13 protein-coding genes and 2 tRNA genes are annotated in these 16,120 nt (G+C 31.8%); 4 read left to right on the forward strand and 11 right to left on the reverse strand.

Going from position 1 to position 16,120, the window contains the following annotated elements:
- The first annotated feature begins 174 nt into the window (after window positions 1-174).
- The 3 genes from PKN74_RS04520 (at window position 175) to PKN74_RS04530 (ending at window position 1,809) form a co-directional block, all read left to right on the forward strand.
- Window positions 175-1,560, forward strand: a complete 1,386-nt coding sequence (locus PKN74_RS04520; protein WP_472309049.1) for a trigger factor — start codon at window positions 175-177, stop codon at window positions 1,558-1,560.
- Between the two features lie 78 nt (window positions 1,561-1,638).
- Window positions 1,639-1,715: transfer RNA gene (locus PKN74_RS04525), tRNA-Asp, on the forward strand.
- Window positions 1,716-1,732: 17 nt separating this feature from the next.
- Window positions 1,733-1,809: transfer RNA gene (locus PKN74_RS04530), tRNA-Cys, on the forward strand.
- Window positions 1,810-1,882: 73 nt separating this feature from the next.
- Here PKN74_RS04530 and proB read toward each other — a convergent pair.
- The 11 genes from proB to argJ form a co-directional block, all read right to left on the reverse strand.
- Entirely contained in the window at window positions 1,883-3,001 is a 1,119-nt protein-coding gene (gene proB / locus PKN74_RS04535; protein ID WP_472309051.1) for a glutamate 5-kinase, read from the reverse strand.
- 19 nt (window positions 3,002-3,020) lie between these two features.
- Window positions 3,021-4,022 (reverse strand): isocitrate/isopropylmalate dehydrogenase family protein, encoded by a 1,002-nt coding sequence (locus PKN74_RS04540; RefSeq protein ID WP_472309053.1) that lies wholly within the window; start codon window positions 4,020-4,022, stop codon window positions 3,021-3,023.
- Between the two features lie 30 nt (window positions 4,023-4,052).
- Window positions 4,053-4,562: a 3-isopropylmalate dehydratase small subunit gene (locus PKN74_RS04545; protein ID WP_472309055.1), complete on the reverse strand. Its 510-nt coding sequence runs from the start codon at window positions 4,560-4,562 to the stop codon at window positions 4,053-4,055.
- 40 nt (window positions 4,563-4,602) lie between these two features.
- Window positions 4,603-5,862, reverse strand: coding sequence for a 3-isopropylmalate dehydratase large subunit (locus tag PKN74_RS04550; RefSeq protein WP_472309057.1), 1,260 nt, complete (start codon window positions 5,860-5,862; stop codon window positions 4,603-4,605).
- Complete coding sequence (gene nifV, locus PKN74_RS04555; protein WP_472309059.1) at window positions 5,862-6,992, reverse strand: homocitrate synthase; 1,131 nt, start codon at window positions 6,990-6,992, stop codon at window positions 5,862-5,864. Before nifV ends, PKN74_RS04550 begins: the two co-directional genes overlap by 1 nt.
- A 182-nt stretch (window positions 6,993-7,174) precedes the next feature.
- Window positions 7,175-8,218 (reverse strand): N-acetyl-gamma-glutamyl-phosphate reductase, encoded by a 1,044-nt coding sequence (argC, locus tag PKN74_RS04560; RefSeq protein ID WP_472309061.1) that lies wholly within the window; start codon window positions 8,216-8,218, stop codon window positions 7,175-7,177.
- Window positions 8,215-9,537 (reverse strand): argininosuccinate lyase, encoded by a 1,323-nt coding sequence (argH, locus tag PKN74_RS04565; RefSeq protein ID WP_472309063.1) that lies wholly within the window; start codon window positions 9,535-9,537, stop codon window positions 8,215-8,217. Before argH ends, argC begins: the two co-directional genes overlap by 4 nt.
- A 122-nt stretch (window positions 9,538-9,659) precedes the next feature.
- Window positions 9,660-10,937 carry an argininosuccinate synthase gene (locus PKN74_RS04570; protein WP_472309065.1) on the reverse strand — a complete coding sequence of 426 codons (1,278 nt, stop codon included), beginning with the start codon at window positions 10,935-10,937 and terminating at the stop codon, window positions 9,660-9,662.
- 47 nt (window positions 10,938-10,984) lie between these two features.
- The gene (locus PKN74_RS04575) at window positions 10,985-12,181 is read right to left on the reverse strand and encodes an acetylornithine transaminase (RefSeq protein ID WP_472309067.1); all 1,197 of its coding nucleotides are present in this window, start codon (window positions 12,179-12,181) and stop codon (window positions 10,985-10,987) included.
- On the reverse strand, window positions 12,168-13,067 hold the full coding sequence (gene argB / locus PKN74_RS04580; protein ID WP_472309069.1) for an acetylglutamate kinase: 900 nt from the start codon (window positions 13,065-13,067) through the stop codon (window positions 12,168-12,170). The genes PKN74_RS04575 and argB overlap by 14 nt, the downstream gene beginning before the upstream one ends.
- Window positions 13,064-14,287 (reverse strand): bifunctional glutamate N-acetyltransferase/amino-acid acetyltransferase ArgJ, encoded by a 1,224-nt coding sequence (gene argJ, locus PKN74_RS04585; protein ID WP_472309071.1) that lies wholly within the window; start codon window positions 14,285-14,287, stop codon window positions 13,064-13,066. The genes argB and argJ overlap by 4 nt, the downstream gene beginning before the upstream one ends.
- A gap of 586 nt (window positions 14,288-14,873) precedes the next feature.
- Here argJ and pheA point away from each other — a divergent pair.
- Window positions 14,874-15,737 carry a prephenate dehydratase gene (pheA, locus tag PKN74_RS04590; protein WP_472309073.1) on the forward strand — a complete coding sequence of 288 codons (864 nt, stop codon included), beginning with the start codon at window positions 14,874-14,876 and terminating at the stop codon, window positions 15,735-15,737.
- Window positions 15,738-16,120: the final 383 nt, after the last annotated feature.

Raw genomic sequence — 16,120 nt, forward strand, 5'->3', positions numbered from 1 at the left:
GATATATTTAAACATTTACAGATGAAAAATAAAATTTGACCTAAAATTAACCAAATTTGCTTCTATAAATTGTATAATACTTCGAGAACATTTTTTATTGATTTTAATATTAATTTACTATTGATATTAATTACTAGAATTATAACGTTCTTTATTAATTCAAGGAGGCATAAAATGGAAAAAACATTACTTTATCAAGACAAAAACGTTAAAAAATATTTAGTAAAGTTCTATAAAGAAGAAATTGAAAAAATGGAAAATCGAATTGCCCAGTATATTAATAATAATTATACCTTCGAAGGATTTAGAAAAGGTAAAGTACCAAGGGAGATTATTAAACTTCGTTTAGGATCAGAATTTCAAGAAATGCTTTTAGAAGAAGCCGAACATGAATTAGAACATAAATTATCCGAAGAAGAAAAGATTCTATTTCCTGTGATTATAGAATCAAGTTCTATAGAGGATGATGTTATTGAATTCGAGGTAATATTGCATACCTATCCAAAAATAAGCAAAACAAACTTCGAAGATATGGTTGTGAAGGTACCGAATTCAAAAGATATAGTAGAAGAATACATAAATCAAAGACTTAATGAACTTTTGGAAAGTAATGTTATTTTAGAACCAAAAAATGGGCCAATTGAATATGGTGACTTTGTTAGATTTTTATATTCCGTTGTAGATAGTGAAGATACAATAATTGAAGAAGAAATGGAATACGAAGTAGTAGTAAGAGAAGAAGACCCAAGACCTCTAACAAAGGCTTTGATTGGAAAATTCAACGGTGAAGAATTTGAACTATTGATAGAAGCAGAAGAAACTGAGGACGGGGAAGAACTTATCCAAAAAATTAAAATTGTTCAAATTTATTCCAGAAAAATTCCCGAGTTAAACGATAATTTTGTTAAAGAACTTAATATTGAAGTTGAAACACTTTCCGAATTAAAGGAAAAAATCAGAAAAGAAGGGGAAGAAGCTGTTCAGGAGTGGGAAGAACAATTTATTATCAACTATATTTTATCTGAACTTCCAAACTATGTAGAAATAGAAATATCTCCAGAAACTTTAAATTATTACGTTGAAAGGACCATAAATGATCTTAAAAGAAGAGGCACTTATGAAAATGAATTAGAAAAGTTTAATAATGACGAAGAGAAATTCAGAGAAGATATTGAAAAATCAGCTCTAAAATGGATAAAAGAGATAATTACGATAGAACATATTGCAGACGAAAATAATATTATAGTAACAGAAGAAGAACTTAATCAAGCCATAAAAAATTTCGGAAATATGTACGGACTTCCTTATGGAAGGGCTTTAGAAATAGTTAATTCCAATCCACAAATCTTTGAAGAATTGGTGTGGAATGAATTACGAATTAAGGTTGCTAAATTTATTAAAGAAAAGGTCAAAATTGAAGAATTTGAATCAACAAATAAAGAAGAAGAAAAAGAAAAAGCTCAAGAAAATGAAGAAAATAGTGACACAACTAATTATAATGATAATTCGAACATAGAAGAAAATCAAGTGCAAGAAAATCATGAGTCGAAAGAAATATAAATGAACAAAACATGAAAGATTCTACACAAGAGTAGACAAAAGCATTTTTTTTTGGTAAAATATACATGTGAGCAAAATGGGGACGTGGTGAAGTTGGTAATCATGCCGGTCTGTCACACCGGTGGCCGCGGGTTCGAGTCCCGTCGTCCCCGCCAGTATTATATATAACAATGGCAACGTAGCCAAGGGGCCTAAGGCGGCGGTCTGCAAAATCGCTATTCGAGGGTTCAAATCCCTCCGTTGCCTCCATCAACAAAAAAGCACTTGTCCTATGTAAAAAGATAGGTGCTTTTATTTTTTGCTTATTATTTTCCATTATATTTCAAAATTCTTTTTCAATCACCATATTATCCCTGTGAATTATCTCTTCAGGTCCAATTTTTTCGTTGAATAAATGAATCTCCTCAGTTTTTTTCCCTATCATCACTTTTATTTCATTAGAGGAATAGTTTACTAAACCTTTTCCTAAAATTGCTTTATCTTTATTGAGAATCTTCACTAAATCCCCAGCAGTAAAACTTCCATTTACTTCATTGATTCCAACAGCAAGTAGACTTTTACCACTTAAAAGAGCTAATTCTGCTCCTTCATCTATTATTATTTCACCTTTGGGCTTTAAACTAAAGTTTATCCATCTTTTTCTTTTACTCAATTTTTTCCCTTTTGGAAGAAATGTAGTCCCAACACTATAACTCATAGAAATCAGGCTTTCTATTGATCTTTGAATTACATTATTATCATAACTAGGAGCAATAATCATCGGTATTCCAGCACTTAGCGAAATTTTTGCTGCTTCTATCTTTGAGTTCATTCCGCCAGTTCCTAGTTTTCCAATCTTGTTATTGACTAAATTTTTAATCTCTAAATTGACTTCTTCCACGACTCTAATTATTGAATTAGGATCGTTTAAATCCTTTAACAAACCTGGTACATCAGAAAGTATAATAAGTAAGTCAGCTTCGATTAAACTTGCAACTTGGGCAGATAGAATATCGTTATCTCCAAATTTAATTTCTAAAGTAGCGGTTGTATCATTTTCATTGATAATTGGAACCAAATTAAACTTTAAAAGTTGATTAATTGTGTTATAAGAGTTAAGATATCGTCGCCTGTTAGCGAAATCTTCTCCAGTTAATAATATTAGGGCACATTTTAATTTTTTTTCATTAAAATACTTATTGTAGGTCGATATTAACAGTCCTTGACCTACAGCTGCACATGCCTGCTTTTCGATAATAGAAGTTGGTTTCTTTTTATAACCTAACTCAGCCATACCAGCAGCAATCGCCCCTGACGAAACAATAACTATTTCTTTATCTAAATTTTTTAATGTGCTTACTTGTTCAACAATGTTTCGAATTTTTTCTTCATCTATTCCGTTTTCATCGCTTAAAGAACTACTTCCTACTTTTATTACTATTCTAGATACCTTCTCCTTCAAAAAAATCACCAACCGTTTATTAAATTTTTAATAAACTGATAATCTTATTTTTTAATGATTCAGTTGTTCCATAGCCATTTAAATCAGGAGTAAGAATATTTTTATCGGCTACAGCATTTTCAATGGCTAGTTCTAATTTTTTGGCAAAATTTTCTTCTTTCAAATACTCTAAAAGCATGACTGATGAACGCAATAGGGCTATAGGATTAGCAATTCCTTTACCAGTAATATCAGGTGCTGAACCATGAACCGCTTCAAAGACAGCTATCTCTTCACCAATATTCGCTCCTGGAGCTAATCCTAATCCACCTATAAGTCCCGCGGCAAGATCAGATAAAATATCTCCATATAAATTCGGACAAACGATCACATCAAACTTTTCTGGATTTAAAACAAGTTGCATGCTCATATTATCAACAATTTTCTCCTCGTATTCTATGTCTGGAAAATACTCTGAAACTTCTCTAATACATTGCAAAAATAACCCGTCTGTTATTTTTTGAATATTCGCTTTGTGTACAGCTGTGACCTTTCTGCGGTTATGATTACGTGCATAATCAAAGGCAAATCGAGCTATCCTTTCACTAGCCTTCTTAGTAACTACTCGAACAGCGCATGCAGTATCTTCATCAATTTTATATTCAATTCCCTTATATAAACACTCAGTATTTTCCCTAATTATCACTAAATCAATGTTTTCAAATTTGTCATTAATTTCGGGTAAACTTTTAACCGGTCTAAGATTGGCATACAAGTCTAATTTTTCTCTAAGAGTGACATTTACACTTCGGAAACCTTCGCCCACAGGTGTCGTGATAGGCCCTTTTAAAGCAACTTTGTTTCTTTTTATAGATTCCAAAACAGTTTCAGGCAAAGGTGTACCATACTTTTTTATAGCTCCAGCACCAGCCTCAACTATTTCCCAGGATATTGGTGCTTTTAATTTGTCAAATATTTCTACAACAACTTGAGTTATTTCTGGACCAATTCCATCTCCAGGGATCAATGTTACCTTATACATTAAATCACCTACTTATTATAATTGAAAATTTTAATTAAACTTTTTGAATTCTAAAGAACCATATTTTTTGTAGAAGTTAACAAGTCCTCCTAACTTTAAAATTTCAAGCATCTCAGGAGAAAGAGGATGTATCTTTAAAACCTGATTTTTTGTAATGTTTTCTACAATTCCTTTCTCCAAATCCACTTTTAAGGAGTCTCCTTCTTCAATACTATCGGTTGAAACTTCTATAGCAGGTAACCCTATATTTATCGCATTTCTAAAAAAAATACGAGCAAATGATTTAGCTAAAACTGCTCCAATTCCTGCTTGTTTTATCACTAAAGGAGCTTGTTCTCTAGAGGAACCACAACCAAAGTTTTCTCCAGCTACAATAAAATCTCCTTTTTTAATTTCATAATAAAAATTAGGTCTTAAGTCCTCCATTAAATGTACGACCAGTTCATTCATATCGATTGTGGCAAATTTGTATTTGCCAGATATTATATAATCAGTATTTACATTGTCTCCAAACTTATGTGCGTACCCTATTAATTGCATAATAGTTGAACCTCCTCAGAAACTTTTTTAATAATTTTAGTTATAGGTATTTTCTAGGATCTGTAATTTTTCCTTCAATACAAGAAGCTGCAACTGTTGCTGGTGAAGCAAGATAAATAAAAGCTTTATTATTTCCCATTCTCCCTTTAAAATTCCTATTAGCTGTTGAAATTACATTTTCACCATCTGCGGGAACACCGTTATGTGTACCCACACATGGTCCACATCCCGGAGCAACAATAGTCGCACCTGCTTTGATCAAAGTTTGAATGACACCTTCGTCTATTGCCTCAAGCAACGTTGATCTGGAAGCTGGAGCAACTATTAGACGAACATCTGAATTAACCTTTTTACCTTTCAAGATTTTAGCAGCAATTTTTAAGTCTTCAAGTCTACCGTTCGTACAAGTACCCAATAAACCTTGCTGGATTGGAATACCTTCTACGTCTTTAATAGAACTCACATTATCAACAGTATGTGGTTTTGAAACTTGTGGTTCTAAATCACTAAGATCGAAATTATAAATTTTTTCGTATTGGGCTCCGTAATCTGATTCGTAAGTTTTAAACTCATCAGAGGTTCGATTTTTTAGCCATTCTAAAACTTTATCGTCAGCTTTCATTAGTCCAACTTTCGCTCCCATTTCTACAGCCATATTTGATATTGTAAACCTTGCTTGTACAGATAGATTGTCTATAACTTCTCCTTCAAATTCTACAGCTTTATACGTTGCACCATTTGCAGTCAACTCTTTAATAATGAATAAAATAACGTCTTTGGAGTAAACACCAAAAGGCAAATCACCATTTAAAACTATTTTAACAGTTTCTGGAACTTTAAACCACAGCTTACCACTTGCCATTGCTATTGCTAAATCAGTTGACCCTACTCCAGTTGAGAAACAGTTAATGGCACCATAAGTACATGTATGAGAATCTGCACCAATTACAATTTGTCCAGGAAGGGCATGACCTTGTTCTGGCATAAGTTGATGACAAATACCGTCTCCAATATCATAAAAATATATTTTATTTTGATCCTTAAAGTTTCTCATTAATTTATGTAATGCTGAAACTTTTTCTGAAGGGCTCGGCGCGTTATGATCGATTACCATGGCTATTTTTTTGGAATCAAAAACAGAACTAGCTCCAACCTCTTCAAAGGTCTTGATTGCTAAAGGACTAGTACCATCTTGCCCCATCATAAAATCAACATCAATTATAACTAACTCACCTGCTTCAACATCTCTTCCCAAATGATCACTAAAGATTTTTTCAGAAATTGTTTTAGCTTTTCTCATTATTTCTTTTTTTCCTCCTTCATTTCGTTATATAAATACATCAATTCTTTATCAAACAACGATCTTTTCAATTGTACCGAAAGAGCTCGAACTTTTTCTAATAGTTCTTCTCCTTCTTCGGAAGTTAGATCTATACCATATTCCCTAAACTTGGCTATGATTGCATGTTTTCCAGAATGTTTACCAATCAAAATCTGCCTTTGTAACCCAACTTCTTCGGGACTAAAAGATTCATATGTATTAGAATCTTTTAAAACTCCATCAGTATGTATTCCTGATTCATGAGTAAATACATTGTGACCCACAATTGCTTTTGATAAAGGAAGAGGTCTGCTAGATGCAGCAGCAACATATTCACAAATTTCTCTAAGCATTTCGGTTTTTATACCCAAATCCAGTTTATATATATATTTTAATGCCATTACAACTTCTTCTAATGCAGCATTACCTGCTCTTTCCCCTAAACCATTCACAGTTACACCGGCATACCTCGCACCAGCTCTAATACCGGCCAAGGTATTTGCGGTAGCCATACCAAAATCATCATGTGTATGAGTTTCAACGTCTATGCCAACTTCTTTTATAATTGTTTTTATTCTATCATGTATTGAAAAAGGATCTTCCATTCCTACAGTATCACAATACCTTAGCCTATCAGCACCAGTTTCTTTTGCTTCTTTAGCAAACTTTAGAAGAAAATCCATATCGCTTCTTGATGCATCTTCGGCGTTAACAGAAACATATAACCCACGCTTTTTTGCATATTTTGTTGCGTTTACCATACTTTTCAAAACCCAATCTCTATCTTTTCTTAATTTATGTTTTATATGAATGTCAGAAGTAGATATAGAAATAGCAACAGCATCAACTCCACAATCAATAGATTCATCAATATCACTTATAACCGCTCTATTCCATCCCATAATACTTACTCCAAGATCTAACTTACATATCTTTTTGATAGCTTCTTTCTCATCCCCACCCATTGTTGGTATCCCAGCTTCTATTTGGTATACTCCTAATTCAGATAACATTTTTGCGATCTGAACCTTTTCTTCATTGGCAAATACAACCCCGGCAGTTTGTTCTCCATCTCTTAAAGTGGTATCAACGATAAAGACGTTTCTCATAATTAACGGTACGCCTTTTCAACGATCTAAAACGTACCCACCCTCCTTTTTCTTTTTTGTAAAACTGTCATACACTTTTTAAAATTTTAGATAAAAAATTTAATGCTTTAGGCATGAAATTTTTTCTATTATATATTAAAGACCTAAAATTATCAAGAGTAGTAAAAACTTTTTAATAAATTCTATGGATAAATGGGAATTATATCTAAACCAGTATTTTCCAGGAATCCAAATAAAATATTCATATTTTGTACAGCTTGGCCACTGGCTCCTTTGACCAAATTATCTATAGCCGACATTATAATTAAAGTATTTGTTTTTTTATCTAATTCAAAACCTATCTCACAAAAGTTTGAGCCATAAACATCTTTAGTTGAGGGATATAATCCTGGTTTAAGTATCCTGACAAAACCATCGTTTAGATAATGATTTTTATAAAGAGAGTATATTTCATCAATTTCGATGTTTGAATCAAGTTTAGTATAAATAGTGCTTAGTATTCCTCTAGTCATAGGTACTAGATGCGGAGTAAAAATAACATTTACCTCAGTCTTTTTTAATTTTGATAATTCTTGCTCCATTTCTGGAACATGCCTATGTTTTACAACGTTATATGGCCTTAAATTCTCATTACATTCGGAAAAGAGATTCCCAAGTTTGGGTTCATGCCCTGAACCAGATACCCCTGACTTTGAATCAACAATTATTATGTTATCTTTGATTAAATTGTTCGTCAACAAGGGTTTTAAGCCTAACAATACACTTGTAGGATAACATCCTGGATTTGCAACTATTTGAACATTTTTTATTCTTTCTCTATATATTTCAGGTAATCCATAAACTCTGTTGAAATTTTCATATGATGTAACTTTTTCTTTTGGAAAATACCATTTCTCGTAGGTTTCAAAACTATCAAACCTAAAATCTGATCCCAAATCTATTAACTTTTTTTGAGAACCTTCTATCATTTCTGCTAATTTAAAGGCGTAGCTGGAAGGCAACGTCGTAAATATTAAATCACATAATGAAACAGCCTTTTCTAAATTTAATTTTTCAAGGGATAAATCGCAAAAATTATTCAAACTTGGATAAATTTCCGATATTGTTTTATCATCAAAAGTTCGTGAAGTTATATACACTATTTCTGCATAAGGATGTTTTGATAGCAAACGAATTAATTCTAATCCAGTATATCCAGTAGCTCCAAGGATTCCCACTTTCATCATATTTCCTCCCATTTTGCAGCCCCTTTAGTCTTTCGATTTTTCAAAATATTTTTGAGATTTAAAATTTCATAAACATCTTCATTTATTAAACCACTAAATTTATTAAACTCTTCTAAACTTAATTTTTCTAAAGGGCTGTCTTTTTCAATTGCGTATCTAACAATCTTTCCAACAACCTCATGAGCATCCCTGAAAGGTATGCCCTTGTTTACAAGATAATCGGCAAGATCTGTAGCGTTCATGTAACCATCCCTGGTTGCTCTTTCCATGTTCTCGTGTTTTATTTCCATACTTTTTATCATACCAACAAATATTTTTAAACAACTTTTTAGAGTATCGACTGTATCAAATAGTGGTTCTTTGTCTTCTTGCATATCTTTATTGTATGCAAGAGGTAATCCTTTCATAATGGTGAGCAAAGTAACTAAATTTCCATATACTCTTCCTGTTTTACCTCTGATTAGTTCTGCAGAATCGGGATTCTTTTTCTGGGGCATGATACTACTGCCGGTAGAATACTTTTCACCAAGCTCAATGAATTTAAATTCCTGTGTCGACCATAATATAATCTCTTCACAAAATCTACTTAAATGCATCATTATTATCGAAGAACCTGATAAAAATTCTATTATAAAATCTCTATCACTAACTGCATCAAGACTATTCTTAGAAATTTCTCTAAAACCCAGTAACGAAGCAACATATTCTCGATCGATATTATATGATGTCCCCGCTAATGCCCCAGATCCCAAGGGCATCACATCTACTCTTTTATATAAATCTTTTAACCGTGATATATCTCTACTAAACATTTCTACGTAAGCTAATAAGTGATGAGAAAAGGTTATAGGCTGTGCTCTTTGTAGGTGGGTATAACCTGGAAACAGTATATTTTTATGTTTATTAGCTAAATCGTTTAAATTAAAATTTATTTCCTCTAAAAGATCTATTATTTCTTCTATTTCTCTTTTCAAATATAGTCTCTCATCAGTAGCGATGAGGTCGTTTCTACTTCGACCAGTATGTAATTTTTTTGCAACATCACCTACCTTTTCAAATAAAATTTGCTCAACTAGAGTATGAACATCTTCTATACCTGGTAAATAATTAAATTTTTCTTCTTTTATTTCCTCCAATCCCTTTTTAATAAGGTCGAACTCTTCATTAGTTATTATCCCTGCTTTTTTTAATCCAGCTGCATGAGCTAAAGAAACATCTATTTCATATGGCAGAAGCCTAATGTCAAAAGATAACGAAGAGTTAAACTTTTCCATTTCAGCTTCTATTTCTCTAGTAAATCTTCCACCCCACAGTTTCATCCTATTCCTCCTAATCAATTTTATCTTTATATTTACTAAAAATTCTAAAAATTTCATTTAATAATTATGTAGAACTTTTTCTGTAATATACTTAAATTTAATATATTTCATTATAAGTATTTCTATCTTTGCAGTTTAACCTTTTTCTTTTGAACTTCTTTTTCATCTGTTATTGTCAAGCTGTTTTCCTTTCCTAATTTGAGAAGTTGATACGCTCGCATCTTTAAAGGAAGACCAAATAAGTTTATAAATCCCTCAGCATCTTTTTGATTGTATACATTGTCTTTACCAAATGTTGCTAACTCTTCGTCGTACAATGAATAAGGAGAATCGATTCCAGATGTAATAATGTTTCCTTTGTATAATTTTAATCGAACCTTCCCAGTTACAACTTTTTGCGTCTCATCAACAAAAGCATCTAAAGCTTCCCTCAGTTGTGAAAACCATAATCCATTATAGACTAAATCTGCATATTTCTGCGCAACTAAATCTTTAAATCTACTTGTTTCTTTGTCAAGAACCAAAGATTCTAGCTCTTTATGAGCATAATATAAAATTGTTCCTCCAGGGGTTTCATAAACACCTCGAGATTTCATTCCTACTAATCTATTTTCAACTACATCTGCAATCCCTATACCGTTTCTTGAACCTATCTTATTAACTTCTTCTATAAGCTGTACCGGTCCTAATTCTTTTTCGTTAACTTTTATTGGTATGCCTTTTTTAAATTCAATTGTTATGTATTCAGGAAAATCAGGAGCTTTTTCGGGCGGTACAACCATTTCAAAAAGTGTGTCTTTAGGTTCATTTTTTGGATCTTCAAGATCTCCTCCTTCATGGCTAATGTGCCATAAATTTTTATCAACACTGTAAATTTTTTCCTTTGAAACACTTATCGGAATTCCTTTAATTAAGGCATATTCAATTTCTTCCTCTCGAGACTTAATATCCCAAATTCTCCAAGGAGCAATAATTTGAATTGAGGGATCAAGAGCTTTTATAGAAACTTCAAATCTTACTTGATCATTTCCTTTCCCAGTGCAACCATGAGCAATATATTTGGCATTTTCCTTATGAGCAATTTCCACTAATTTCTTCGCCATTAAAGGTCTTGCAAAAGATGTTCCTAATAAATATTTACCTTCATAAATCGCTCCAGCCTTTAAGGTTGGATATATATAATCAGTAACGAACTCTTCTTTAGCGTTTTCAAGATATACTTTGCTTGCACCACTTTTTAGTGCCTTTTCTTTCACGGTTTCAATTTCCGAACCTTGACCCACATCTATACATGCGGCTATGATTTCACACTTGTAATTTTCCTTCAACCAAGGAACAATAACTGAAGTGTCTAAACCCCCAGAATAAGCTAAAATGACTTTTTCTCCATTCAAGTCCATTTATATTTCACCTCTTTAATAAATTTTTGTTTTTTAAAGTACAATAATTACATATTACTTTTAAAATCCATTTCTATAAAAGTTTCTTCCAAAATATCTATAGCCTTAGAAACATCCTCTTGAGTTACAATTAAAGGAGGCACAAATCTCAAAATATTTTTACTAACAGCATTTATAAGAAGGCCTTTTTTTAAAGCAAGTTTCACAATTTCTTGTGCATCTTCAATATTTAGTTCACAACCTATCATTAAACCTTTTCCTTTAACTCTTTTGATAACATTGTATTTTTTCTTCAGTTCGAGAAGTTTCGATTTTAAAAAATCACCTTGTTTTTGTACAGTCTCTAGAAAATTGGGTTGAGAAACAAGATTCATTACAGTTATACCAACTTCGCAAGCTAATGGATTACCTCCAAAAGTAGAAGCATGCTCTCCTGGAGAGAAAACATCTGCTTTTTCATTAACAACTAATGCACCAATTGGTATCCCTCCACCTAAACCTTTAGCTAACGTCATAATATCTGGTTCAACACCAGAGTGTTCATATGCAAAAAGTTTACCCGTTCTTCCTATACCTGTCTGTACTTCATCAAAAATCAAAAGAATATCATGCTCATTGCACAGTCTTCTGACCTCCTTTAAATAAGTTTCGTCAGCTTCATTCACTCCTCCTTCACCTTGGATAACTTCTAGGATCACGGCGCAGGTAGATTCATCAACTGCACTTTGCAACTCATCAATATCGTTGTATTTAACATAACTAAAACCTCCTACCAATGGTTCAAAATGTTTATGATATTTCTCTTGTCCCGTTGCAGTAAGTGCACCATAGGTTCTTCCATGAAATGAATTCAAAGTAGTGATGATTTTGTATCGTTTTTCTCCATATTTTAAACGTCCATACTTTCTAGCAAGTTTCAATGCTCCTTCATTTGCTTCCGCTCCACTATTACAGAAAAACACGCTATGACCAAAAGATTTTTCACATAATATTTTTGCAAGATTAATTTGACTTTCATTCCAATATAGATTAGAACAGTGAATTATTTTTTCTGCTTGACTAACAATTGTTGAAATAATTTCAGGATGTGAATATCCTAGACAATTCACAGCTATACCGGCCACAAAGTCAAGGTACTCTCTCCCTTCATCATCCCATACTTTAACTCCTTCACCCCTTACCAATTTAATTGGATATCTTGTATACGTGTTCATTACATATTTACAATTTTCAGAAATTTTCATTGTTATAACTCTCCTTTGTAATCATTGTCCCTATCCCTTTTTTTGTAAATATTTCTAAGATTAAAGAATGTGGAATTCTACCATCTATTATGTGAGCTCTTTCTACCCCTTCTTCAACTGCTTGGATACAACATTTTAATTTTGGAATCATGCCTTCTGTGATCAAATTTGAATTTAAAAGTTCTTTTGAATCTTGGTAGTTTATTTGTGAAATAATACTTCTCTCATCTTTTCTATCTCTTAAAATCCCAGCAACATCTGTTAACAAAATTAATTTGTCTGCTTTTAATATTGATGCAATCTTTCCAGCTGCAGTATCTGCGTTTACGTTGTATGTATTACCATCTATTCCAATTGCACAGGGGGCTATTACTGGAATGTAACCATCCTTTAGTATGGTTATGAGAAACTCTTTATTCACATCAACTATTTCTCCCACATAGCCTATATCCCCATTTGATATATCTTTCTTTGCAATTAATAAGTTTGCATCTTTGCCGCTTAAACCGATCGCACTTCCTCCGAGTTGATTTATTAAAGAAGTTATCTCTTTATTAATTTTTCCTACTAACACCATTTCCACGATTTCCATAGTTTCTTTATCAGTAATCCTTAATCCATTAACAAATTTAGACTCAATATTTACCCTTTTCAACATCTTATTTATTTCCGGACCGCCACCGTGAACAATAACTGGATGTAACCCCACATATTTCATCAATACAATATCTTGCATTATCATCTTTTTGATTTGATCATTGTCCATAGCTTTACCACCGTACTTAATAACCACAATCTTCCCAGAAAATTTTTTAATGTAAGGTAAAGCCTCAACCAAAATCTTAGCTTTTTCAATCTCTTCTTTATAAATTTCTTCTAATATCATGATCTATATCCTCCGTTTATTTTCACATAATCATAAGTCAAATCACATCCCCAAGCAATTGCCTGACTATTACCTTCTTTCAAATCTAATACAATTACAATTTCTTTGCAACTCAATATGTGTTTTGCTAGCTCTTCACTAAACACTATGAAATGGCCATCTTCACAAACTTGTACCTTACCTTTCGAACTTATAAACCAGATGTCCACTTTATTTGGGTTGAAGTTTGCCCCTGAATAACCAGCTGCCGCCATAATCCTTCCCCAATTTGCATCTTGCCCAAATATAGCCGTTTTTACCAAATTGGACTTCGCAATAGATCTAGCTATCAAATTAGCATCTTCTTTTGAAATAGCGTTTAAAACTTGAATCTCAATGACCTTAGTAGCTCCTTCACCATCCATTGCAATCATTTTTGCTAAATGAGTATTAACCTCATCCAACGCGCTTTGAAAAATATCAAATTGCCAAGTATCTTGAACTATCTCATCATTTTTGGCCTCACCATTTGCCAAAATAATTGTGGTATCGTTAGTACTTGTATCTCCATCCACCGAAACCATATTATATGTTTTGTTAACAGATCTTTTTAAAGAAGAACACAAAGCGTCTTTTGAAATATTAGCATCGGTTAATATGAAAGAGAGCATGGTGGCCATGTTAGGATGAATCATTCCTGATCCTTTCGCTACTCCCGTTAATGTTATTATCCTGTCGTTAATTTGTACCTTCTTTGAATAAATCTTCGGAAAAGTATCAGTAGTCATTATTGAATATGCAAAATCCTCTAAATTAGAGTTATTATCAAGATTTTTATATAATTCCTCAATACCTACCAATATCCTTTCTAAAGGCAAAGTAACACCTATTACCCCTGTGGAACAAATTAGCACATCTTCAAAACTTAAATTTAATATGGAAGCGGTTTTTTCAACTATTTTAACTGCATCTTGATAACCTTTTTCTCCAGTACATGCATTTGCATTGCCACTATTAACAATTATGGCTTGAGCTTCATTATTTATAACGTTGTTCATACTCAATAACACCGAAGCTGCTTTGACTTTATTAGTAGTGAAAACAGCAGCAGCATTCGCTTTTGATTTTGAATAAATTAATCCCAAATCTTTTTTAGCTTTTTTTATACCTGCATGGATCCCTGTAACTTTGAACCCCGTCGGTATAGAAACTATTTCTTCAATAACTTCTAGATTTTCCATTTTTATCAATACCTCCTAAAATAATTTTTACAGGGGATACTTCAAAAATTCTAAAACTCCAATTTAGTACTTACTTTAAAATCTAAATCGGAACAATAACTTCAATGTATCGGGGTAACGTTAAATCATTGAACTATATTAAAGGCTTGACATTCTTAAAGAAAATAATTATTACAATTTAATTAACTGAAAAAATAGATAAAAAAAACGGCCACATCTATAAAGATGCAGCCGTGTGGACTAGAAAAGGAATTTACCCTAATTCATGAGTAAGCACCAAGATCCGGTGCTTACAATCCACCGGCTGTCTTGGCGCCTCCTATCGTTATTTAAATTTGTGAATTTTATAATTTTTTGGGCTGAAAACAAAGGAACTTCATTATGAATTAAAATCTCGAACATGTAAAAGGAAGTCTCCTTTTATGTAAATTTTGTTTATTATATCAAATAAAAATTTATTTGTCAAATTTTAAAATATTTTTTCTAAAAAAAGGATTGATTCAATTCGCAAGAAATAATTATGAAATTTTGTATTTTTTTATTCAATATGTTATAATCGCAAAAAAATAAGGAGTTTTTAAAAACTTTGAAAAACGATGAAGCTATTAAATGTTCATATTTAGGTCCTATTGGTACATATAGTGAAATAGCCGCTAAAAAGTATTTTGGCGAAAATAACATTTTTATTCCCCAAAAAACCATCGCCGATGTGTTCGAAAGTGTTAAAATTAACGAGACTGATTACGGTGTAGTTCCCATAGAAAATTCTGTCGAAGGTTCAGTTAGCATCACAATGGATTTACTATTTGAGATTTCTGAAATAAAGGTGGTAGCTGAATGTATCGTTCCAATTAGACATTTTCTCTTATCTTACGAAAAAATTGAACTAAATAATATCAAAACAATCTACTCACATCAGCAAGCAGTTGGACAATGTAGTAAGTTTATTAGAAATTATTTGAACAATCCTGAGATTATTTTTACTGCAAGTACGGCAAGTGCGTGTCAATTAATTAAAAACATTCCAAATAGTGCAGCAATTGCATCTGAAAATGTTGCTAAAATTTATAGCTTATTCGTATTAGCTGAAGACATTCAAGATTCCATGGTGAATGCTACTAGATTTTTCATAATATCAAATTTAAAAGATAATTCATTAACTCACAAAAGTCGATCAAAACATAGCTCATATAAAACATCTATCATTTGCTGTCCAAAATTCAACAAAGCCGGAGTTTTGTACAACATTTTAAAAAATTTCAAAAAACAAAATATTAATTTAACGAGAATAGAATCTCGGCCGACAAAAAAACAATTAGGAGAATATTCTTTTTATATAGACTTAGAAGGATCGATCGATGATAAAAAAGTCCAAAAAGCTTTAAACAATATCGAGAAAATGAGTTCTTTTTTCAAAATATTGGGGAGTTATAATAAATGGGAAGAATAAAATTTGGATAATTAATACTTTTTCTAAATTTTCATAAACAACCATTAAACTTCAAAAAACTTCATTTCTATAAACTCTTCAGGTTCCCTTCTGAAGTAACTTTTTTGTTAATTTTGTAAATATTTGTTTACAATAACTTCGTTAACATTTGCTAACTTCTTATAACATCTTGTGTATAAGCGTATTAATAAGGTTAATAACTTTTTGCTCAAAATTTTGCAAAATTAGAGATTTTAGTGTATAATCACAAATAATTACAAATAAACTTCAATAGTTACTAATAATTTGCTAAAATGAAAATCTTTTCAATATTATTAAAACCATGAAAATATTTACATTATTTTATTTTTATTTAATTTTCTATTTATTTGAAATGAATTCTA

The organism is Defluviitoga sp., from assembly GCF_035349255.1.
Lineage (GTDB): Bacteria > Thermotogota > Thermotogae > Petrotogales > Petrotogaceae > Defluviitoga.

Coding starts and splice junctions, on each gene's coding strand:
- argJ (WP_472309071.1), bottom strand. CDS start 14,287: ATGGAAAATCTAGAAGTTATTGAAGAAATAGTTTCTATACCGACGGGG.
- argH (WP_472309063.1), bottom strand. CDS start 9,537: ATGAAACTGTGGGGTGGAAGATTTACTAGAGAAATAGAAGCTGAAATG.
- PKN74_RS04575 (WP_472309067.1), bottom strand. CDS start 12,181: ATGAAAATTTCTGAAAATTGTAAATATGTAATGAACACGTATACAAGA.
- PKN74_RS04550 (WP_472309057.1), bottom strand. CDS start 5,862: ATGAGAAAAGCTAAAACAATTTCTGAAAAAATCTTTAGTGATCATTTG.
- PKN74_RS04540 (WP_472309053.1), bottom strand. CDS start 4,022: ATGTATAAGGTAACATTGATCCCTGGAGATGGAATTGGTCCAGAAATA.
- nifV (WP_472309059.1), bottom strand. CDS start 6,992: ATGAGAAACGTCTTTATCGTTGATACCACTTTAAGAGATGGAGAACAA.
- PKN74_RS04570 (WP_472309065.1), bottom strand. CDS start 10,937: ATGGACTTGAATGGAGAAAAAGTCATTTTAGCTTATTCTGGGGGTTTA.
- PKN74_RS04520 (WP_472309049.1), top strand. CDS start 175: ATGGAAAAAACATTACTTTATCAAGACAAAAACGTTAAAAAATATTTA.
- argB (WP_472309069.1), bottom strand. CDS start 13,067: ATGATATTAGAAGAAATTTATAAAGAAGAGATTGAAAAAGCTAAGATT.
- argC (WP_472309061.1), bottom strand. CDS start 8,218: ATGATGAAAGTGGGAATCCTTGGAGCTACTGGATATACTGGATTAGAA.
- PKN74_RS04545 (WP_472309055.1), bottom strand. CDS start 4,562: ATGCAATTAATAGGGTACGCACATAAGTTTGGAGACAATGTAAATACT.